This is a genomic window from Desertivibrio insolitus (assembly GCF_017355965.1).
Taxonomy (GTDB): Bacteria; Actinomycetota; Actinomycetes; order Actinomycetales; family Microbacteriaceae; genus JAFIQW01.
Genome location: NZ_JAFIQW010000003.1, coordinates 433937 through 452228 on the forward strand (window position 1 = coordinate 433937; position 18292 = coordinate 452228).

Sequence of the window (18292 nt, forward strand, 5' to 3'; positions counted from 1 at the left end):
AACCTACGCAGGTCAGCTGACGGTGCCGACCTCGCTGCGGATGCCATCGAGCTCGACGGCGACCGTGAACGGGGGCGGCACGGGGGAGAGCAGTTCGTGCGTCATCGGGGCCATGTCGGCGGTGCACACCTCTCCGCCCGACTCCGCAAGCTGCACGAGCACTTCGGCACCGTCGGTCGTGATCGCCGTCGGGATGCGCGGGCACGACGAGCTGCCCCACAGCGTGAGGGCGAAGCGGCTGCCGCCGAGCGGCGTGACGAGCGGCTGCTCGAGCGCCTCGACGGCGGCCTGCTCGGGCAGTCCGCGGTAGCTCTTCTCGGCGATCGACCCCGGCTCGGCGGCGCCGGGGCCGGTCGCGCACCCGGCGAGCAGCACGACGGATGCCACGGCGACGAGCGCGATGCGCGCGTACCGCCCCGTCACTCGAGCACCCCGAGTTCCTGATCGCCGTGGGTGCGAGTACCGACGACCGTCAGAGGCCGAGCGGCGTCTGCCGGAGCGGTCAACTCGTACGTGATCGGCGTCGCCGATTCGCGACACGGACCGGTGCCGCTGGCGCTCAACTCGATTGCCAGCGAGTCGCCCACGACGCTCATCGCGGTCGGCACCGCGGGGCAGTCGGGACTCTCCAGGAGCGTGAGCGCGAACACCGGTTCGTCCAGCCATCGCACGCCCGGTCTCTGCTGTTCGGCGATCGGGACGCCCGGCGGATACCCGGGATAGCTGGCTTCCGCGATCGACGCGGGCTGCCCGGTCGCGCACCCGGCGAGCAGCACGACGGATGCCACGGCGACGAGCGCGATGCGCACCGCCCGAGTCCTCCGTCGCCCCTGTCAGTGAATGAGAACCGTCAGCCGAAGAGGACCGCGGCCTCGTCGTAGCGGAAGTCCGGCACCGTCTTGAGGGTGCCGAGCGCGTCCTCGAACGAGACGTGCGTGATGCTCGTGCCGCTGAGGGAGATCATGCGACCCCAGTGCCCGTCCATCACGCTGTCGGTCGCGGCCATGCCGTAGCGGGTGGCGAGCACGCGGTCGTACGAGGTCGGGGTGCCGCCGCGCTGGATGTGGCCGAGCGTCGTCGCGCGGGTCTCGATGCCGGTGCGCGCCTCGATCATGGGCGCAATGATCTCGCCGATGCCGCCCAGGCGCGGACGCCCGAAGGCGTCGAGGCCGCGCTCGGAGTGCTCGTCGTCCATCGAGTCGAGCTTGAAGCCCTCGGCGACGACGACGAGCGGCGCGCGGCCGCGGTCCATCGCGGACTGCACCCACTCGCAGATCTGCTCGATCGACGTCTTGCGCTCGGGGATGAGGATCGCGTGCGCGCCCGCGGCCATGCCGGAGTGCAGGGCGATCCAGCCGACGTGGCGGCCCATGACCTCGGCGACCATGCAGCGGCCGTGCGAGTCGCCGGTGGTGCGCAGGCGGTCCATGGCCTCTGTCGCGATCTGCACGGCGGTGTCGAAGCCGAAGGTGTAGTCGGTGGCGGAGAGGTCGTTGTCGATGGTCTTCGGAACGCCGACGATCTTGATGCCCGCGTCGGTGAGGCGCTTGGCCGCGGCGAGCGTGCCCTCGCCACCGATGGCGATGAGCGCGTCGATGCCGTTCTGCTCCATCACCTCGGCCACGCGCTCCGCGCCGCCGCCCTCGAAGGGGTTGGTGCGGGAGGTGCCGAGGATCGTGCCGCCCTGCTTGCCGATACCGATGATCTGTGGCCGCCCGAGCGGCATGATGTCGCCCTCGACGACGCCCTTCCACCCGTTGCGGAAGCCGACGAACTCCTGGTCGTAGACCTTGTATCCCTTGAGAACAGCGCCCCGGATGACCGCGTTGAGACCGGGGCAGTCACCACCACTGGTGAGCATGCCAATCGCCATGCGCACATCCTCCCTGTGGCAAACGCTTTCCGTGAATTCGGTTCGCGGATGACTCGGGCAGGAACCCTCACGGAACCGGGACCTTTCCGCAACAGTGGGCCCCTCGCCTGCCACAAGGGGGATCGATAGAGTCGGACTCTGCGGCGCAGGAGCGCCTCGAGACGCGCCTGAGCGCCCCGACCGAAAGGGACCCTGTGACCTACCCGCCACAGCAGCCGAACGACAACGAGCCCTCGTCTGACTCGGGCTTCCCGCCGCCCCCGCCGCCGCCCCCCGGATACACGCCCCCGCCGTCGTCGGCCCCGCAGCCGGGCTCCGCTCCTCAGCCGGGCTACACCCCGCCGCCCGCGCCGGGCTACGCGCCCCCGCCCGCATCGGCTCCGCAGCCGGGGTTCACGCCGCCGCCCGCATCCGCTCCTCAACCCGGGTTCACGCCGCCCCCGGCATCCGCTCCCCAGCCCGGCTTCACCCCGCCGCCCGCCTCGGCCCCGCAGCCGGGTCAGCAGCAGCCCGGTCAGCAGCAGCCCGGCGGATACGGTCAGCCGCAGGGCTCGCAGCCCGTGCCGCCGCCTCCGGGTGGCCAGGGCTTCCCGCCCCAGGGCTACGCCCCCGGCCAGACGGGCACCGGCAAGAGCAGCAAGGGTCTGCAGATCGGTGCGCTCATCGCGAGCATCGCGGGTCTGATCGTCTGGTACATCGCGCCGATCGTCGGCATCATCCTCGGCTTCGTCGCGCTCAACCGCGCGAAGAAGGCCGGTGAGAAGTCGGGTCTCGCGGTCGCCGCGATCGTCGTCGGCTTCATCGTGCTGCTGCTGAACATCCTGTTCACGGTGGGCATCGTCAGCCTGATCACCTACAGCGTCGGCCTCGCCGAGTTGTGTGCGACCTATGGCGACGGAGCACCGCTCGAAGACGGCGGCACGCTCGACTGCTCCGCCTTCCAGTAGGCCAGTTCCCTCGGACGCGCCGGTTCCCCTCGGGGGCCGGCGCGTTCGTCGTTTCCGGGCGTCGCCACGGGCCGGCGCACGTTGCGTCATCCGCAGCCCTCGTGGCGTCTGTAGGAGCGGGCGCCGGATGCCCCGGCGCGTCGCTCACTCGCTGCGGCGTGTCGCGTCGCCGCTTCCTACAGACGCCACGGGTTGTTCCTTCAGCAGGACGAAGCCCGGCGACGCGCCGCAGCTCATCCGAGGGCTCGGCGTGTCCGCTCAGATGTCCTGCTCAAGGAACGCACCGGAGGGCCGGGTGGCGTCTGTAGGAGCCGACGCCGGATGCCCCGGCGCGTCGCCCTCTCGCCACGGCGTGTCGCGTCGCCGGTTCCTACACACGCCACGGGCTGTTCCTTCAGCAGGACGAAGCCCGCGACGCGCCGCAGCCTGTCCCGAGGGCTCCGCGTGTCGGCCGCGGATGTCCTGCTGAAAGAACGCACCCCGGCAGCCCTGTGGCGTCTGTAGGAGCGGGCACCGGATGCCGCCGCGCGTCGCCCGCTCGCCGCGGCGAGTCGCACCGCGAACTCCTACAGACGCCACAGAACGGGCCCGCCCACGAGAACGGGCGGCAGGCCCGCGTCATCTGCGTTCCTGCCGCCCGTCCCGGCGGTCAGTCGACTAGTCCTGCTTGTCGTGCCCGTACGCGTTGCCGTTGCCCTGGCTGTTGCCCGGGCGCACCGTGATCTCGGCGGTGACCGTGGTCTCGATGCCGGCGTGGTTGACGGCGGTCGCCGTCAGCTCGTACGTGCCCTTGAGGTCCGCGACCGGCAGCTCGTAGCGTCCGTCGGTGCCCTCGAGCTCCTGACCGTCGAAGGTGACGGTGAGCTCGCGGATGCCCGACTCGGCGTCCTCAGCCACGACCTCGACCACGAGGCCCTGCTTCGCGGCGACCTCGGTGTCCTCGACACCGCTGATCGTCGGCGCGGTCTCGTCCTGCGCAGGAGCGTTGACGTACTCGATGCTCGGCGCGGCCGGCTGCTCCATGCCCGACCCCAGGAAGTAGCTCGTGTGCGGGGGCTGGTTGTAGGCCGTGTTCTGCCACGCGACACCGAGTCGGTAGACCGGGTCGTGCATCAGGGTGCGGAGGCGGTGCTCGGTGACATCCGTCGTGGTGAACACCTCGAGCGATGTGTGGTCGGCGCTGCGGTACACGAGCTCCTCACGCCAGTCGCCGAACAGGTCGGCCTGCAGCGCCGGGTTGCCCTTCGTGCCGTTGCCGGTGAGGGTGCCGTCGAGCGTGAGCAGCCGGTCCTCGCTCTGGGTCTCCCAGTTCCACTTGGAGATCGTCGGGGTCGCGCCCGTCGAGGTCTCGGTGGGGTCGGTGTAGTCGTGGTCGGTCACCTCGCGCAGCAGGTCGCCGTCCCACCAGGTGAGGAAGTTCGCCGCGGGGATGCTCGTCGAGATCAGCTCACCGTCGGCGGCGTGCAGGTTGCCGACCTTCGAATAGAACTTGTAGGTGCCGCCGATCGACCACGCCTCGTTGCCCTCGTGCGTGGGGTCGATGTCGCCGGCCGCACCGCGACCGGTGTCGCGGGTGCCGGGCGTCGCCCAGATGATCTCGCCGGTGGCCGCGTCGCGCATCGTGGCGGCGCGGTTGCCGCTGCTGCGCATGTCCTCGTGCACGGCGAAGACCTCGAGGCCCTCGCGGGAGGGGATGTGGTCGGTCACGTGCATGGCGTCACCGTGGCCGAGGCGGGTGTTGTAGAGCGGCGTGCCGTCGTCGTCGATGGTCATCGAGCCGAACACGATCTCGTCGGCGCCGTCGGAGTCGACGTCGGCGACCGACAGGTTGTGGTTGCCCTGACCCGAGTACTCGGGGCCCGCCTTGGTCGAGTCGAAGAGCCAGCGCTGCTGGATCTCGCCGTCGACGAAATCGAAGGCCGCGATGTAGGTCTTCGTGTAGTACCCGCGGCTGAAGATCATGCTCGGGGTCGCGCCGTCGAGGTAGGCGGTGCCGGCGAGGAAGCGGTCCATCCGGTTGCCGTAGGTGTCGCCCCACGACGAGAGGGTGCCGCGCGCAGGCACGTAGTCGATCGTGTCGAGGGCCTTGCCCGTCTCACCCTCGAACACGGTCAGGAATTCAGGGCCGGTCAGCACGTAGCCGCTCGTGTTGCGGTGATCCGCGGCGGCGTTTCCGATGACCGTGCCGGCGCCGTCGACCGTGGCATCCGCGGTCTTCATGGCGACCTCGGCCTTGCCGTCGCCGTCGTAGTCGAAGACCTGGAACTGCGTGTAGTGCGCGCCGGCGCGGATGTTGCGCCCGAGGTCGATGCGCCACAGCTTGGTGCCGTCGAGCTCGTACGCGTCGACGTAGACGTTGCCCGTGTAGCCCGAGCGCGAGTTGTCCTTCGCGTTGGTCGGGTTCCACTTGACGACGATCTCGTAGTCGCCGTCGCCGTCGAGGTCGCCGACCGAGGCGTCGTTGGCCTCATAGGTGTAGGCCTCGCCGGTCGGGGTGTTGCCTCCGGCCGGACGGTCGAGCGGGATGTCGAGGGACTGGTCCCCCCACGGGGTGAACTCGTCGGTGACGGTGACCTCCCGGTCGCCGATGAGGGCGGTGACCCGGTAGACCGAGTCGGCCGTGCCCTCAGGGTCGAGCAGGTTCGTGCTGCCCGTGATCGGGGCGTCGGTGATCCGCGCCCCGTCGCGATAGACGTGGAACGCGATCGAGTCGTCGTCGAGGCCGAGCATGCGCCAGCCCACGTAGACGCCTCCGTCGCTGACGACCGCGACCGGTACGCGGTCGAGGTACTCCGCCTGGCGCACCGGGGACTCCGGTGCCGCCGTCGCCGGCGTCGCGATGAACAGTCCGCCCGCGACCGCTGCTGCGGCCGCCGCGCACGTGGCCTTCCGTGCCGGTCGTCGACCGAGGAATGAACCCAAAACCATCTCCCTTGATGTTGTGGTGTCTCGGCGAAGGAGCCTCCCCGCTCCGCGCCCAGCTCCTGGAAATCGCTTTCCTGGAACGCGTTCCATCGTGAGTTGTACCCCGCACGGGTGTCAAGGGTTGGAGGGAAAACGGTTGCTCGACAGCGTTGTCGGGCGTGAGATGGCCGCGCTGATGGACCTTCAGCAGGACAAATCGCGGTGCCGGTCGGCGCGTCGCGCCCGTGGGGCGGTGTGTCGGGCCGGTTGTCCTGCCGAAGGAACAGCAGCCCTATGTCGCGAGCGCCCTGAGGCGTGAGGAGCTCGCTGCACCCCGGGCCCGGCTCCGGATGTCGCCAGCCCGTGCTTACACTTCCTGCACCATGACCACCATCGTCGAGGCCACCGCCGAGGCCGCCTGCGTGCGCACCGCGTACCGCCCGCGGCATCCGGTCGACCTGCGGCGCACGCTCGGCCCGCTCGGTCGCGGCGCGGGCGACCCGACGACGCGGTGGACCGACAGCGGGTACTGGCGCACGTTCCGCACCCCCGACGGGCCGGCGACGCTGCGCCTCGTCGCGACCGCCGACGGCGTCGACGCGACGGCCTGGGGCGAGGGCGCCGAGTGGGTCATCGACGGCGTGCCGGAACTGCTCGGCGCGGGCGACGACTGGTCCGACCTCGACGTCTCCGCGAACCCGTTCCTCGCCGAGGCGCTGCGGCGCTGCCCTGGCCTCCGCCTCACCCGCAGCCGCCTCGTGATCGACTCCCTAGTGCCCGCGATCCTCGAGCAGAAGGTCACGACGAAGGAGTCGTGGGGCGCCTGGCGCATCCTCGTCACGAAGTACGGCACCCCCGCACCCGGCCCCGCCCCCGCAGGGATGCGCGTCGCCCCCTCCGCAGACACCTGGCGGCGCGTGCCGTCGTGGGAGTGGCACCGCGCCGGCGTCGGGCCGCAGCGCAGCGACACCGTGATGCGGGCGACCGCGGTGGCATCCGGTCTCGAGCGCACCATCGCGCTCGGCCGCGGCGGCCCGGAGGTCGCCAAGCGCCTGCGGTCGATCCCCGGCATCGGTGTGTGGACGGCCGCCGAGACGACGCAGCGCGCGCACGGCGACGCGGATTCCGTCTCGGTCGGCGACTACCACCTGCCCGCCGTGGTCGGTTGGGCGCTCGCGGGCGCACCGGTCGACGACGACGGCATGCTCGAACTGCTCTCGCCCTGGGCGGGTCAGCGGCAGCGCATCATGCGGCTCATCGTTGCGAGCGGCTTCCGCAAGCCGCGCTTCGGCCCACGGATGACGGTGCAGGACCACCGCCACCACTGACAGGGGCGGCCCGCGATGGTCAGCGCCGCGGGTAGACGAGGCGTCGCAGCGCCCACTCCGCGGGTCCACGCAGCCCGCGTGCCTCGAGGATCACCGCGAGCGCGACGGTCGCGAGCCACGTCAGCACGGCGACGAGCGCGATCGACCAGCTGCTGAGCTCCGCCCCGAGGCCGAAGCCCCACGCGCTCATCAGCGGTGCGAACACCACGGACTGCGCGAGGTAGCAGGTGAGCGAGCGCTTGCCGACGGCCTGCAGGGCGGATGCCACGCGGTTGCCCGGTCGCAGCCGCGCGGCGATCAGCCCGAACAGCGCGACGTAGCCGAGGCCGCCCGCGAGCCCGGCGAGCTGATTGTTGAGCGCGAACGCCCAGTCGAGGTCGCGGGGGAGGAGCAGCCCCGCGTTCTGGGCCGCGACGAGCGCCCCGACGCCCCATGCGATCGCCAGGCCGATCAAGGCGACGCGGCGGAGCAGGGGACGGTGCTCGGCAGGTGCCTCGAGCACCCGGTGCCGTGCGGCGACGATCGCGAGGAGGATCGCGGCGGGGGCGACCAGCCCGAGCAGCCCCTGCGACGGTGCGAGCAGCAACCAGAAACCGAGCCGGTACGACAGGGAGACCAGGTAGTTGGGCTCCGCGATCGGCAGGCGCGCGTCGAAGCTCGACGTGTCGGCGATCGCGTCGGGCCCGAGGGCGAGCACGAGGGCGGCGCCGAGCACGGAGAACACCGCGCCGAGGGCGAGCAGCGACGCGAACACGATCGACCAGATCACGAGCGTCTTGTCGCGCCGGTCGAGGAACAGCCACGTGAGCACGAGCCCGGCGAGGCCCCACGCGCCGACGACGTCGCCCATCCACAGGAGGGCGGCGTGCACGGCACCGAACGCGACCATCCACCAGTGCCGGCGGCGGAGCAGGCGTCGTGCGAGCGCCGGCTCCGCTCCCGCGTCGAGCTGCCGGCGGTACAGCTGCCAGATGCCGTAGCCGAACAGGGCGGCGAACATCGGGTACGTGCGGCCGTCGATCGCGATCTGCGCGATGGTCTGCACGACGAGGTCGGCGCCGGTCGCTCCGATCGGATGCGCCGACGTGATGCCCTGCGTCTCGTCCCACAGGTACCAGGGCGCGTTCGCGACCGCGATGAACAGCAGCATGAGTCCGCGCGCGAGGTCGGGGGCGGCCGCCCGTGCGGTGGACGAGATCGGGGTGGCGCTCAGGACCATGGCCCCGATCCTCTCAGCCCACGATCCTTCAGCCCAGCAGCGTCGGTCATAGCCGGGCTCCGACGAAGCGCACGCGCTCTCCGGGACGCAACTGCGCAGCCAGCGGTAGATCCGCGGACGCGACGGCTCCGATGACGGGGTAGCCGCCGGTCGTCGGATGGTCGGCGAGGAAGAGGATCGGCTCGCCCGACGGCGGCACCTGGAGCGCTCCGGTGACCGTGCCCTCGCTCGGCAGCTCGTCGTGCACGCGGCGCTCGAGCGGCCGTCCGCCGAGCCGCAGCCCCACCCGGTCCGACTGCGGGCTCACGGTCCACGGCTGCCCGAGCAGAGCGTGCCAGGCGGATGCCGCGAACCAGTCCCGCCGCGGCCCAGGCAGCACCCGCAGGTGCGCGAGCCCGTCCGGCGTCGAGGTCGGCAGCCAGTCGATCGGCGGCACGGGATCGAGGCCGGCGGCGGATGCCACGGCGAGCACGTCCCCGGACCGCACGGGCGCCGGCCCAAGGCCCGAGAGCGTGTCGGTCGACCGGGAGCCGAGCACGGGCGGCACGTCGATCCCGCCGCGCGCGCTGACGTAGTACCGCAGCCCCAACTCGGCGCGCCCGATCGCGACGTCCTCGCCGACGTCGACGGGGACCGCGCGGTCGAGGGGCGCGGGGCGACCGCCCACGGTGACGGGGCCGCGTGCCCCGGTGACCGCAAGCCACAGGGGAGCTCGGGCGTGCAGCACGACGGGTCCGAGCAGCAGCTCGAGCACCGCGGCATCCGGCCGGTTGCCGACGAGCCGGTTCGCGTCGGCGAACGCCCGGGCGTCGAGCGCGCCCGAGGGCGGCACCCCGACGGCCGCGTGCCCGGGGCGCCCGGCGTCCTGCACGAGCGTCAGCGGCCCCGCATCCGTCACCTCGATCACGGCGGCACCTCGACGAAGCGCACACGCGTGCCCGGAGTCAGCAGCGCCGGCGGAGTGCGCGCGGCGTCCCACAGCAGCGCCTCGGTCCTGCCGATCAGCTGCCAGCCGCCCGGGGAATCGCGGGGGTAGACCCCGCTGAACGTTCCGGCGAGGCCGACGCTTCCGGCGGGCACCCGCGGTCGCGGCGTCGTGCGGCGCGGCACCTCGAGCCCCGACGCCGGCGCGCTCAGGTAGGCGAACCCGGGCGCGAAGCCGCCGAACGCGACCGACCACGGGCGAGCGGTGTGGCGGCGCACGACCTCCTCGACCGTCACCCCGAGCAGCGCCGCGACCTCCGCGAGGTCGGGCCCGTCGTAGCGCACGGGCAGTTCGACGAGAGCCGCGGATGACGCGTCGACCGCGTCCGCCGGCGTCTTCGTCAGCCACGCCCGCACGGCTTCGCGCGGGGCACCGGGCGCGTGCACCGCGAGCACGGTGCGGGCGCCGGGCACGAGCTCGACCACCTCGGGCGGACGCGTGCGCTCGAGCGCGGGCATCAGGGCGAGCACCGCGTCGAGGTCGTCGACCTCGAGCAGCACCGCCGAGTCGCCGTAGTCGAGCAGCCGCCGGGTCATGCGAAGGCGCGCACCTCGATGCCGGCGTCGGCGAGCGCGGCGCGCACCGCCTCCGCGTGCTGCACCGCCCCCGGGGTGTCGCCGTGCAGGCAGAGCGAGTCGGGCACGAACGCGAGTCCACCGGTGGCGAAGGCGACCGCGCGGTGGGCGATCTCCGCCGAGTCCGTGAGCACGGCGCCGGGTACCGAGCGGGGGAGCAGCGAGCCGTCGTCCGCGTACCCGCGGTCGGGGAAACCTTCCGTGCGCACCTCGAGCCCCTCCGCCTCGGCGGCGGCGAGCAGCCGGCTGCCGGGAGGACCGAGCACGACGAGCGAGGGATCGAACGCGGCGACGGCCGACGCGACGGCGGCGGCCTGCACGGCGTCGCGAGCCGCTCGGTTGTACAGCGCCCCGTGCGGCTTCACGTAGGTGACGGTCGCTCCGGCGGTCCGCGCGACGCCGACCGCGGCGGCGAGCTGGTACAGCACCTCGGCCCGCAGCTCCTCGGCGGGGAGGTTCATCTCGCGGCGGCCGAAGCCCGCCAGGTCCTGGTACGACACGTGCGCGCCGACGCTCACCCCGAGCTCGGCCGCCCGGCGGAACGTCGCGAGCATCGTCGACGGATCGCCGGCGTGGAACCCGCACGCGACGTTCGCGCTCGTGACGAGGCGCAGCATCACGTCGTCGTCGCCGAGGCGCCAGCGCCCGTACGACTCCCCGAGGTCGCAGTTGAGGTCGATCACGCCCTCACCATGGCACGAGCGGACGACGCGCGACCACCCGCGTCGTGGTGGAGAGGCAACCCCGTGGCATCCGTCGCCGCTCCGCGTTGTCGGGGAGCGACAGCGCGCTTCGAACGGGTCGGATGCCACGGCTAACGTGCACCCTCGTGAACAAGTGGCTGCACATGCTCTGGGTCATGCTCACGATGCGCCGGCGCTCGCCGTTGACGATCCGCGACGTCGGCCGCATCCAGCTCCGGGTGACGCCCGACGACCTCGACGTGCTACGGCACATGAACAACGGCGTCTACCTCTCCCTCATGGATCTCGGCCGCGTCGACCTGCTGACGCGCGCCGGCATCTGGCAGGAGTTCAAGCGCCGCGGCTGGTACCCGGTGGTCGCCGCGCAGACCATCACGTACCGCAAGTCCCTGAATCCGGGGCAGCGCTACACGCTCGAGACCGCGATCGCGGGTTTCAGCGACCGCGACGTCTTCGTCGAGCAGCGCTTCGTCGTCGGCGACGAGATCTACGCGCGCGGATTCGTGCGCGGCCGGTTCCTCAAGCGCTCCGGCGGCTCCGTGTCGATCGGCGAAATCGCGGATGCCTCGGGCGTCGACATCACCGAGTGGCGGGCGCCGGAGTGGCTCGTGCGCTGGGCGGACGACGTCGCACTGCCGTCGACCCGCGCCGAGGCGCCGAGCGAGTGGGCTCGGTAGGCTCGAACCCATGCCCGGTTTCGTCCTCCCCGCGACGCGCGTGGTCGACGACATCCCCGCCGCCGCGCTCGTGACGCGGCTCTCGAACGGCACCAACGGGTGCGTCAGCACCTGGGGTGCCGCCGACGCCGGCTGCCCGCCGCCCCGCCGCTAGGCGCCCGCGCGCCGCATCCGTCCCCTCCCGGTATCGAGAGAACGGCATCCCCATGAGCCTTCCCCCCATCGTCGAGCGCCACCGCCTGTGGCGCGGCATCTACCAGACCCTGCGCCAGGACATCTTCGGCGGCGCCCTCCTGCTCGGCGCGACGGTGCTCGCGCTGATCCTCGCCAACTCGCCGGCCGCCGGCTGGTACGAGTCGGTGCGCGACTTCCGCATCGGACCCGAGGCGCTGCACCTCGACCTCACGATCGGCACGTGGGCCGCCGACGGCCTGCTCGCGATCTTCTTCTTCGTCGTCGGGCTCGAGCTGAAGGAGGAGTTCGTCGCCGGGCGCCTCCGCGACCGGCGCGCCGCGCTGCTCCCGATCGTCGCCGCGGTCGGCGGCGTGGCGGTGCCCGCGATCATCTACGCCGTCGTCAACGCCGGATCGGGCGACGCTTTGCGCGGCTGGGCGATCCCCACGGCGACGGACATCGCGTTCGCGATCGCGATCATCGCCGTCGTCGGGCGCTTCCTGCCCCCGGCGCTGCGCGTCTTCCTCGTCACCCTCGCCATCGTCGACGACCTCATCGCGATCACGATCATCGCCGTCGGCTACACGGACGGGCTGAACTTCGTGGCGCTCGGGCTCGCGCTCGTGCCGCTCGCCCTCTTCGCGGTGCTCGTGCAGCGCGGTGTCCGCGCCTGGTGGATTCTCATCCCGCTCGGCGTGCTCACCTGGGTGCTCGTGCACGAGTCCGGCGTGCACGCCACGGTCGCCGGCGTGCTGCTCGGCTTCACGGTTCCGGTCGTCGCGAGCGCCAGAGCCCGCGTCTCGTACGGCACGGATGACTCGGGCCGCGAGCACTGGGAGGGCCTCGCCGGCCACTTCGCCGACCGCTTCAGCGGCGTCTCGACGATCGCGGTCGCAGTGTTCGCCTTCTTCTCGGCTGGCGTCACGACCGGCGGGCTCGCCGGCTTCGCCGACGCGCTCGGCGACCCGATCGCGATCGGCATCATCCTCGGCCTCGTGCTCGGCAAGCCGATCGGCATCGCCGGCACGACGTTCCTGCTGACCCGCCTGCGTGGGCTCGCGATCGACCCGTCGCTCAAGTGGGTCGACATGCTCGGGCTCTCGCTCGTCGCCGGTGTCGGCTTCACCGTGTCGCTCCTCATCGGGGAGCTCTCGTTCGGGCTCGGCTCCGAGGCCGACGAGCACGTCAAGATCGGCGTGCTCACGGGCTCGTTCGTCGCGGCGCTGCTCGGCGGCGTCCTGCTCGCGCTGCGCAACCGCCACTACCGCGACCACGGGCCGAAGAGCGACCTCGACGAGGACGAGGCGGACCCGGCCTTCGGCTAGCGGGACGCCCTCCTCGGGGGCACGAGTGACGGGCGCCTGTTCTCGACCACCGGGTGGCGGGACGCCCTTCTCGGCGGTCGAGCAGCGGGCGCAGCCCGCGTATCGAGACCTCGGCACCACGAGGCATCCGCGTAGAACGAGCGCACGCACCGCGTCATCCGCGGTCGGACTGTCAGCAGGTGGGAACAGGGAGGAGGGCGCCCCCACCGGCTGACAGCTCGACCGCGGAAGCGCGATCGGCCTGACTCAGACGGCGGCGAGCAGGTCCTCGTCGTCGTACTCGGCGGCCTCGTCCTCCTCCGACCCGAGCGTGCGGATCACGAGGTAGGTGAGGGCGGAGAACGTGAGGATCGTGATGAGGCCCGTGGTGACGGCGACCTCACTGGCCGAGCGGCCGAACGCAGACGTGCCCTCGAGCACTGAGCAGGTCACGAAGAGCAGCCAGAAGGCGAGCACGGCGACCGCGCCCATGAAGGAGCGCTCGGCGGGGGTGACGGAGGAGTGGGCGAGCGCGTCGAGACGTCCGAGACGTCGCGAAAGAGCCGCCAGGGTAGCGGTAAGCAAGGGTTCGGGTTCCTTAGGGTGGGTCGGCTCCGACGGTCGGGATTCCGTCGGTTCGGGTAGCCGGTCCTCCATTTGTACCCCTGCACCCGGTACCCCCCGATAGTCCCCGTTCGGGGGTCACGCGAGGGTCGCAGTGCCACCCCTTGTGGATGCCCTGCCCGCGAACCCCCACAGGTTGGAGGGGCGCTCGGCCGAAGTGGCTTACGCGCCGCGCCGCACCTCGTCGCAGACGGGCGGCTGGATGGCGTGGAGCACCGACTGCGAGATGCCGCTCACGGCCGCGAGCTGCTCGGGGGTGAGAGCGTCGAAGAACAGCCGTCGGATCTCGGCGAAGTGGCCGCGCATGACCTTGAGCACGGCGCGACGGCCGTCGGCGGTCAGGGAGATCCAACTGCCGCGGGCGTCGTCCTCGCACTCGACGCGTTCGAGCAGTCCGCGCGACGACATCCGCGTCACCTGGTGCGACACCCGGCTCTTCTCCCAGCCGAGCAGGTCGGCGAGCGCCCCGGCACGGAGCCGGCGATTTGGCGCCTCGAAGAGCGTGATGAGGATGTCGAAGTCGGCGGACGAGAGCGAGCCGTCGCGCTGCAACTGCTCGGCGAGGGCGCGATCGAGCTGTCGCCGCATGGCGACGAAGTCGATCCAGAGGCGCCGCTCGTCGGCGCTGAGCCCGCTCATGGCACCCATGCTACCGAGTGGTTGACACATCACCAATAGGGAGTATGGTTGACGTGTCATCCATCAGTGAAGGGACAATCGTGACCGACCTCAAGATCGGAATCATCCTCGGCAGCACCCGCCCGGGGCGTAACGGCGCCGCCATCGCCCAGTGGGTGAAGGACCAGGTCGACCTCGACACCCGCGCCGAGTTCGAGGTCATCGACCTCGCCGACGCGAACCTCCCCATCTACGACGAGGCCATCCCCGCCGCCATGGGCCAGTACCAGGCCGAGCACACCCGCGCCTTCGCCGAGACCATCGCCAAGTACGACGGCTTCATCTTCCTCACCCCGGAGTACAACCACTCCATCAGCGGTGCGCTGAAGAACGCGCTCGACTTCGTCTACGCGGAGTGGAACAACAAGGCCGCCGCCATCGTGAGCTGGGGTTCGGTCGGTGGCGCCCGCGCCGCCGAGCACCTCCGCCTCATCCTGGCCGAGCTGCAGGTCGCCACCGTGCGCGCGCAGCTGACCTTCACGTTCGCGAACGACTTCGCCGACTTCTCCACCTTCGCCCCGAACCCGGGTGCCGTGAGCGCCGTCGAGCCCATGCTCGACCAGCTCATCGCCTGGACCGCGGCCATGAAGACGGTGCGCGAGAACGCGGCGGTCGCGGCCTAGTCCGCACCGCACCTCGAAGGCGGGTCGGCTCCTCAGGAGTCGGCCCGCCTTTCTGTGTCTGGCGGCGCCGCGCCGCGCCGGAAGCGCCCGCGCCCTGTCGACCCGTGCGCCCGCCATCGATGCGTGACCCGCTCTCAACCTGTGTCCCTGCCACCGAGCCGTAACCGCGCCAACTGCAGCATGGGGGCATGCAGGTCGAGTGCGAGATCGCGGATGCCTCGCGTGCTAGCTCTGCGGGTAGCCGCGCGCTCCGGATGCCGCTACGCGCCGAGCGCCGACCGCACGTAGCGCAGCGCGGTGGCGGCGTCCACGCCGAGGGCGGCGATGCGGTCGGCGTAGGCGCGGGCCGCCTCCTGCGCCGCGCGCTCGGTGGCGTCGCCCTGCGCGTTGACGTACGAGCCGCTGCGCCCGCGGGTCTCGATGAAGCCGTCGGCCTCGAGTTCGCGGTAGGCGCGGGCCACGGTGTTCGCGGCGATGCCGAGCTCCTCCGCGAGGCCGCGCACGGTCGGCAGTCGGTGACCCGCCGGCAGGATGCCGCCCCGGATGTCATCGATGATGCGCGTGCGCAGCTGCTCGAACGGCGGGGTCGAGGAGTTCGGGTCGAGCCTGATGTCCATCGGCGTCACGCTACCGCGCGGGGCATCGAAGAAGGATCAGCCGATCCGGGTCGGAAAGGGACCGGATGGCGCGGTTCCTCCTTCGTTGGCTGCGCTCCGCGGCATCCGACGGACGGATCGACAACGGAGGCGAATCGGCCGCTGCGGGTACGAAGTCGACGTGGCCAGGCAGGAACGCCGCCCGAATCGATCCCCCGCACGGCACGGCACCGAGCCTCAGTCGCGCGCCCGGTCCACGAGCCGCGACAGCACGATCGCGCTGCGGGTGTGGTCGACGTTCGGGGCGTTGCGCACGCGTTCGAGCGCGTCCTCGAGGGACGGGATGTCGCGCGAGCGCATCTGCACGATGGCATCCGCCCCACCCGTCACGGTGCCGGCGTAGACGACCTCCGGCACGGCCGAGAGGATGCGACGCAGCTCGCCCGGCGCGACGGTGCCCCGGCAGAACAGCTCGACGAAAGCCTCGGTGCCCCGGCCCTCGACGGTCGGGTCGACCTGCACGGTGAAGCCCTTGATCACGCCCTCCGCGAGCAGCCGGTCGACGCGGCGCTTCACCGCGGAGGCGCTCAGGCCGACCTTCAACCCGATGTCGCCGTAGCCCGCCCGGGCGTTCCGGCGCAGCTGCTCGATGATGCCGTAGTCGAGATCGTCCATGTCCGGAGCATATTGCGTGCGTAGCAGTAGCACTAGAAGCAGGATCGTTGCGTGAGAAGCACGGCGGCGAGCGCATCCGTGCACCCACAATGAGAGTCATGACGTTGACCGAGCCGCTCGTGACATCCGCCACCCGCACGCCCGCCACGAAGACCGTGCTCATGTGCCGACCCGACCACTTCACCGTGAGCTACCGCATCAACCCGTGGATGTTCCCGCAGAACCCTACCGACACCGCCAAGGCGGTCGCGCAGTGGGAGGTGCTCCACGACACGTACGTGGGGCTCGGCTTCGACGTCAAGCTCATCGACCCCATCCCCGGCCTGCCCGACATGGTCTACGCGGCCAACGGCGGCTTCACCCTCGACGGCGTCGCCTACGGCGCGAGCTTCACCTACCCCGAGCGTCAGCCCGAGGGCCCCGCGTACATGGACTGGTTCGCAGCCAACGGCTTCCAGGTCGCGGTGCCGAAGGAGATCAACGAGGGCGAGGGCGACTTCCTGCTCGTCGGCGACGTGATCCTCGCCGGCACCGGCTTCCGCAGCGCCAACGACAGCCACGGCGAGCTCGGCCGCATCTTCGACCGTCCCGTCGTCTCGCTCAACCTCGTCAACCCGAGCTACTACCATCTCGACACCGCCATCGCGGTGCTCGACGACCGGCCCGAGTCGGCGAACATCGCCTACCTGCCGAGCGCCTTCGACGAGCCCTCGCTCGAGATCCTGCGCGAGCGCTTCCCCGACGCGATCATCGTCACCGAGGAGGACGCCGCCGTGCTCGGCCTCAACTCCTTCTCCGACGGCTACAACATCGTTATCGCCTCCCGAGCCAAGGACTTCGAGCGCCAGCTGCGCGAGCGCGGCTTCAACCCCATCGGCGTCGACCTCTCGGAGCTGCTCCGCGGAGGCGGCGGCGTCAAGTGCTGCACCCTGGAGCTCCGAGCATGACCACCGCCACCGACACCGACTTCATCGGCCTCGAGCACGAGCACGCCGCGCACAACTACCACCCGCTCCCCGTCGTCGTGTCGCACGGCGAGGGCGCCTGGGTGACGGATGTCTCGGGCCGCCGCTACCTCGACTGCCTGGCCGCGTACTCGGCCGTGAACTTCGGCCACGGGCATCCGGCCCTCGTCGCCGCCGCCAAGGAGCAGCTCGACCGCATCACGCTGACAAGCCGGGCGTTCCACAACGACCAGCTCGGTCCGTTCGTGACGGCGCTCGCGGCGCTCGCCGGCAAGGACATGGTGCTGCCGATGAACACCGGCGCCGAGGCCGTCGAGAGCGCAATCAAGGTCGCCCGGGCCTGGGGCTACCGCGTCAAGGGCGTGCCCGCCGAGCGCGCGACGATCATCGTCGCCGACGGCAACTTCCACGGCCGCACGACGACGATCATCAGCTTCTCCAACGACCCCGACGCACGCGCCGACTTCGGCCCGTACACCCCGGGCTTCCGCAGCGTGCCCTACGGCGACCCTGCCGCGCTCGAGGCGGCGATCGACGAGACCACCGTCGCCGTGCTGATCGAGCCGATCCAGGGTGAGGCGGGCATCCTCGTTCCGCCGGCCGACTACCTGCCCGCGGTGCGCCGTATCACGAGCGAGCGCAACGTGCTCTTCATCGCCGACGAGATCCAGTCGGGCCTCGGCCGCACCGGCGCAACGTTCCAGTGCGAGAACGCGGGCGTCGTGCCCGACCTCTACCTGCTCGGCAAGGCGCTCGGCGGCGGGATCGTGCCCGTCAGCGCCGTCGTCGGCAACGCGGATGTCCTGGGCGTGCTGCGCCCGGGCGAGCACGGCTCCACCTTCGGCGGCAACCCGCTCGCCGCGGCCGTCGGCCACGCCGTCGTCGACCTGCTCGCGACCGGCGAGTACCAGCAGCGCGCCCGCGAGCTCGGCGAGCACCTGCACGCCCGCCTCCGCACCCTCATTGGCCGCGGTGTCGTGACGGTCCGCGGTGCCGGACTCTGGGCGGGCATCGACATCGACCCGGCCCTCGCCACCGGACGCGAGGTGTGCGAACGCCTCATGGAGCGCGGCGTGCTCGCGAAGGACACCCACGGCTCCACCATCCGCCTGGCCCCGCCGATCGTCGTCGAGCGCGACGACCTCGACTGGGCCGTCGACCAACTCGAAGGGGTGCTCACCGAACTCGGCGCATAGCACGGGCCGCCCTCCTCAGGAACCCGACGCATGCCCCTGCGTCCTGAGGAGGGCTTCCGCCTGCGCGCCTCGGCCGGGCGAAGCCCGGCGTATCGAAACCCCGCGCACCCGACGAAGGAGAATCCGCCAAATCCGGTCGGAAGCCGACCCGAGAGCGCTGATTCTCCTTCGACACCCGCGCCCCGCCCCTGTGAGTCGCGCCCTCCCCGGCGGGTGCTCACCGTCGATGTCGGTCGCCCCGCTTA

Annotated in this window: 20 protein-coding genes; 8 read left to right on the plus strand and 12 right to left on the minus strand. The window is 71.5% G+C overall.

The genetic code is table 11. The features are described 5' to 3' along the window. Window positions 1-12: 12 nt before the first annotated feature. Genes JUB10_RS08870 through JUB10_RS08880 form a run of 3 tightly spaced genes read right to left on the minus strand, consistent with a single transcriptional unit; the run spans window position 13 to window position 1873 of the window. On the minus strand, window positions 13-423 hold the full coding sequence (locus tag JUB10_RS08870; RefSeq protein WP_207455636.1) for a hypothetical protein: 411 nt from the start codon (window positions 421-423) through the stop codon (window positions 13-15). Further along, a complete protein-coding gene (locus JUB10_RS08875; protein ID WP_207455638.1) occupies window positions 420-809 on the minus strand; it encodes a hypothetical protein in 390 nt (129 codons plus the stop codon). Before JUB10_RS08875 ends, JUB10_RS08870 begins: the two co-directional genes overlap by 4 nt. Window positions 810-850: 41 nt before the next feature. Continuing rightward, window positions 851-1873, minus strand: coding sequence for a 6-phosphofructokinase (locus tag JUB10_RS08880; RefSeq protein ID WP_207455640.1), 1023 nt, complete (start codon window positions 1871-1873; stop codon window positions 851-853). Between the two features lie 194 nt (window positions 1874-2067). Here JUB10_RS08880 and JUB10_RS15055 point away from each other — a divergent pair, with 194 nt between their 5' ends. After that, entirely contained in the window at window positions 2068-2820 is a 753-nt protein-coding gene (locus JUB10_RS15055) for a DUF4190 domain-containing protein (protein ID WP_207455642.1), read from the plus strand. Window positions 2821-3477: 657 nt separating this feature from the next. On the opposite strand, the gene JUB10_RS08890 is transcribed toward JUB10_RS15055, so the two are convergent. Continuing rightward, the gene (locus JUB10_RS08890) at window positions 3478-5742 is read right to left on the minus strand and encodes a rhamnogalacturonan lyase (RefSeq protein ID WP_307859164.1); all 2265 of its coding nucleotides are present in this window, start codon (window positions 5740-5742) and stop codon (window positions 3478-3480) included. Between the two features lie 365 nt (window positions 5743-6107). Between JUB10_RS08890 and JUB10_RS08895 the strand changes: the two genes are divergently transcribed. Beyond that, window positions 6108-7052 (plus strand): DNA-3-methyladenine glycosylase family protein, encoded by a 945-nt coding sequence (locus JUB10_RS08895; protein WP_207455646.1) that lies wholly within the window; start codon window positions 6108-6110, stop codon window positions 7050-7052. A gap of 19 nt (window positions 7053-7071) precedes the next feature. On the opposite strand, the gene JUB10_RS08900 is transcribed toward JUB10_RS08895, so the two are convergent. The 4 genes from JUB10_RS08900 to JUB10_RS08915 are packed head-to-tail and all read right to left on the minus strand — an operon-like array spanning window position 7072 to window position 10511. Continuing rightward, a complete protein-coding gene (locus JUB10_RS08900; RefSeq protein WP_207455648.1) occupies window positions 7072-8271 on the minus strand; it encodes a DUF418 domain-containing protein in 1200 nt (399 codons plus the stop codon). A 46-nt stretch (window positions 8272-8317) separates the two neighbouring features. Then, window positions 8318-9178, minus strand: coding sequence for a 5-oxoprolinase subunit C family protein (locus tag JUB10_RS08905; RefSeq protein WP_207455650.1), 861 nt, complete (start codon window positions 9176-9178; stop codon window positions 8318-8320). Then, the gene (locus JUB10_RS08910; protein ID WP_207455652.1) at window positions 9175-9792 is read right to left on the minus strand and encodes a 5-oxoprolinase subunit B family protein; all 618 of its coding nucleotides are present in this window, start codon (window positions 9790-9792) and stop codon (window positions 9175-9177) included. Before JUB10_RS08910 ends, JUB10_RS08905 begins: the two co-directional genes overlap by 4 nt. Next, window positions 9789-10511 (minus strand): LamB/YcsF family protein, encoded by a 723-nt coding sequence (locus JUB10_RS08915; RefSeq protein ID WP_207456067.1) that lies wholly within the window; start codon window positions 10509-10511, stop codon window positions 9789-9791. The genes JUB10_RS08910 and JUB10_RS08915 overlap by 4 nt, the downstream gene beginning before the upstream one ends. A gap of 125 nt (window positions 10512-10636) precedes the next feature. Here JUB10_RS08915 and JUB10_RS08920 point away from each other — a divergent pair, with 125 nt between their 5' ends. Genes JUB10_RS08920 through nhaA form a run of 3 tightly spaced genes read left to right on the plus strand, consistent with a single transcriptional unit; the run spans window position 10637 to window position 12711 of the window. After that, a complete protein-coding gene (locus tag JUB10_RS08920; protein WP_242682337.1) occupies window positions 10637-11212 on the plus strand; it encodes an acyl-CoA thioesterase in 576 nt (191 codons plus the stop codon). Between the two features lie 10 nt (window positions 11213-11222). After that, window positions 11223-11366 (plus strand): hypothetical protein, encoded by a 144-nt coding sequence (locus JUB10_RS08925; protein WP_207455654.1) that lies wholly within the window; start codon window positions 11223-11225, stop codon window positions 11364-11366. 52 nt (window positions 11367-11418) lie between these two features. Further along, a complete protein-coding gene (nhaA, locus tag JUB10_RS08930) occupies window positions 11419-12711 on the plus strand; it encodes a Na+/H+ antiporter NhaA (RefSeq protein WP_207455656.1) in 1293 nt (430 codons plus the stop codon). Between the two features lie 246 nt (window positions 12712-12957). On the opposite strand, the gene JUB10_RS08935 is transcribed toward nhaA, so the two are convergent. Together JUB10_RS08935 and JUB10_RS08940 are read right to left on the minus strand one after the other, a co-directional pair. Further along, complete coding sequence (locus JUB10_RS08935; protein WP_207455657.1) at window positions 12958-13275, minus strand: hypothetical protein; 318 nt, start codon at window positions 13273-13275, stop codon at window positions 12958-12960. Window positions 13276-13476: 201 nt separating this feature from the next. Further along, the gene (locus tag JUB10_RS08940) at window positions 13477-13953 is read right to left on the minus strand and encodes a MarR family winged helix-turn-helix transcriptional regulator (RefSeq protein WP_242682338.1); all 477 of its coding nucleotides are present in this window, start codon (window positions 13951-13953) and stop codon (window positions 13477-13479) included. 80 nt (window positions 13954-14033) lie between these two features. Here JUB10_RS08940 and JUB10_RS08945 point away from each other — a divergent pair, with 80 nt between their 5' ends. Further along, window positions 14034-14615: an NADPH-dependent FMN reductase gene (locus JUB10_RS08945; protein WP_307859165.1), complete on the plus strand. Its 582-nt coding sequence runs from the start codon at window positions 14034-14036 to the stop codon at window positions 14613-14615. 260 nt (window positions 14616-14875) lie between these two features. On the opposite strand, the gene JUB10_RS08950 is transcribed toward JUB10_RS08945, so the two are convergent. Together JUB10_RS08950 and JUB10_RS08955 are read right to left on the minus strand one after the other, a co-directional pair. Then, window positions 14876-15232 carry a GntR family transcriptional regulator gene (locus JUB10_RS08950; protein ID WP_207455663.1) on the minus strand — a complete coding sequence of 119 codons (357 nt, stop codon included), beginning with the start codon at window positions 15230-15232 and terminating at the stop codon, window positions 14876-14878. A gap of 216 nt (window positions 15233-15448) precedes the next feature. Beyond that, window positions 15449-15886, minus strand: a complete 438-nt coding sequence (locus JUB10_RS08955; RefSeq protein ID WP_207455665.1) for an Lrp/AsnC family transcriptional regulator — start codon at window positions 15884-15886, stop codon at window positions 15449-15451. A 98-nt stretch (window positions 15887-15984) separates the two neighbouring features. Between JUB10_RS08955 and ddaH the strand changes: the two genes are divergently transcribed. After that, window positions 15985-16833, plus strand: a complete 849-nt coding sequence (gene ddaH, locus JUB10_RS08960; protein WP_207455667.1) for a dimethylargininase — start codon at window positions 15985-15987, stop codon at window positions 16831-16833. Next, window positions 16830-18047 carry an ornithine--oxo-acid transaminase gene (gene rocD, locus JUB10_RS08965; RefSeq protein WP_207455669.1) on the plus strand — a complete coding sequence of 406 codons (1218 nt, stop codon included), beginning with the start codon at window positions 16830-16832 and terminating at the stop codon, window positions 18045-18047. The genes ddaH and rocD overlap by 4 nt, the downstream gene beginning before the upstream one ends. Window positions 18048-18292: the final 245 nt, after the last annotated feature.

Excerpts from the sequence above, each read along its gene's own strand:
- JUB10_RS08880 (WP_207455640.1), bottom strand. The coding sequence starts at position 1,873 with ATGGCGATTGGCATGCTCACCAGTGGTGGTGACTGCCCCGGTCTCAAC.
- JUB10_RS08895 (WP_207455646.1), top strand. The coding sequence starts at position 6,108 with ATGACCACCATCGTCGAGGCCACCGCCGAGGCCGCCTGCGTGCGCACC.
- JUB10_RS08900 (WP_207455648.1), bottom strand. The coding sequence starts at position 8,271 with ATGGTCCTGAGCGCCACCCCGATCTCGTCCACCGCACGGGCGGCCGCC.
- JUB10_RS08910 (WP_207455652.1), bottom strand. The coding sequence starts at position 9,792 with ATGACCCGGCGGCTGCTCGACTACGGCGACTCGGCGGTGCTGCTCGAG.
- JUB10_RS08920 (WP_242682337.1), top strand. The coding sequence starts at position 10,637 with ATGCCACGGCTAACGTGCACCCTCGTGAACAAGTGGCTGCACATGCTC.
- JUB10_RS08925 (WP_207455654.1), top strand. The coding sequence starts at position 11,223 with ATGCCCGGTTTCGTCCTCCCCGCGACGCGCGTGGTCGACGACATCCCC.
- nhaA (WP_207455656.1), top strand. The coding sequence starts at position 11,419 with ATGAGCCTTCCCCCCATCGTCGAGCGCCACCGCCTGTGGCGCGGCATC.
- JUB10_RS08940 (WP_242682338.1), bottom strand. The coding sequence starts at position 13,953 with ATGAGCGGGCTCAGCGCCGACGAGCGGCGCCTCTGGATCGACTTCGTC.
- JUB10_RS08950 (WP_207455663.1), bottom strand. The coding sequence starts at position 15,232 with ATGGACATCAGGCTCGACCCGAACTCCTCGACCCCGCCGTTCGAGCAG.
- JUB10_RS08955 (WP_207455665.1), bottom strand. The coding sequence starts at position 15,886 with ATGGACGATCTCGACTACGGCATCATCGAGCAGCTGCGCCGGAACGCC.
- ddaH (WP_207455667.1), top strand. The coding sequence starts at position 15,985 with ATGACGTTGACCGAGCCGCTCGTGACATCCGCCACCCGCACGCCCGCC.
- rocD (WP_207455669.1), top strand. The coding sequence starts at position 16,830 with ATGACCACCGCCACCGACACCGACTTCATCGGCCTCGAGCACGAGCAC.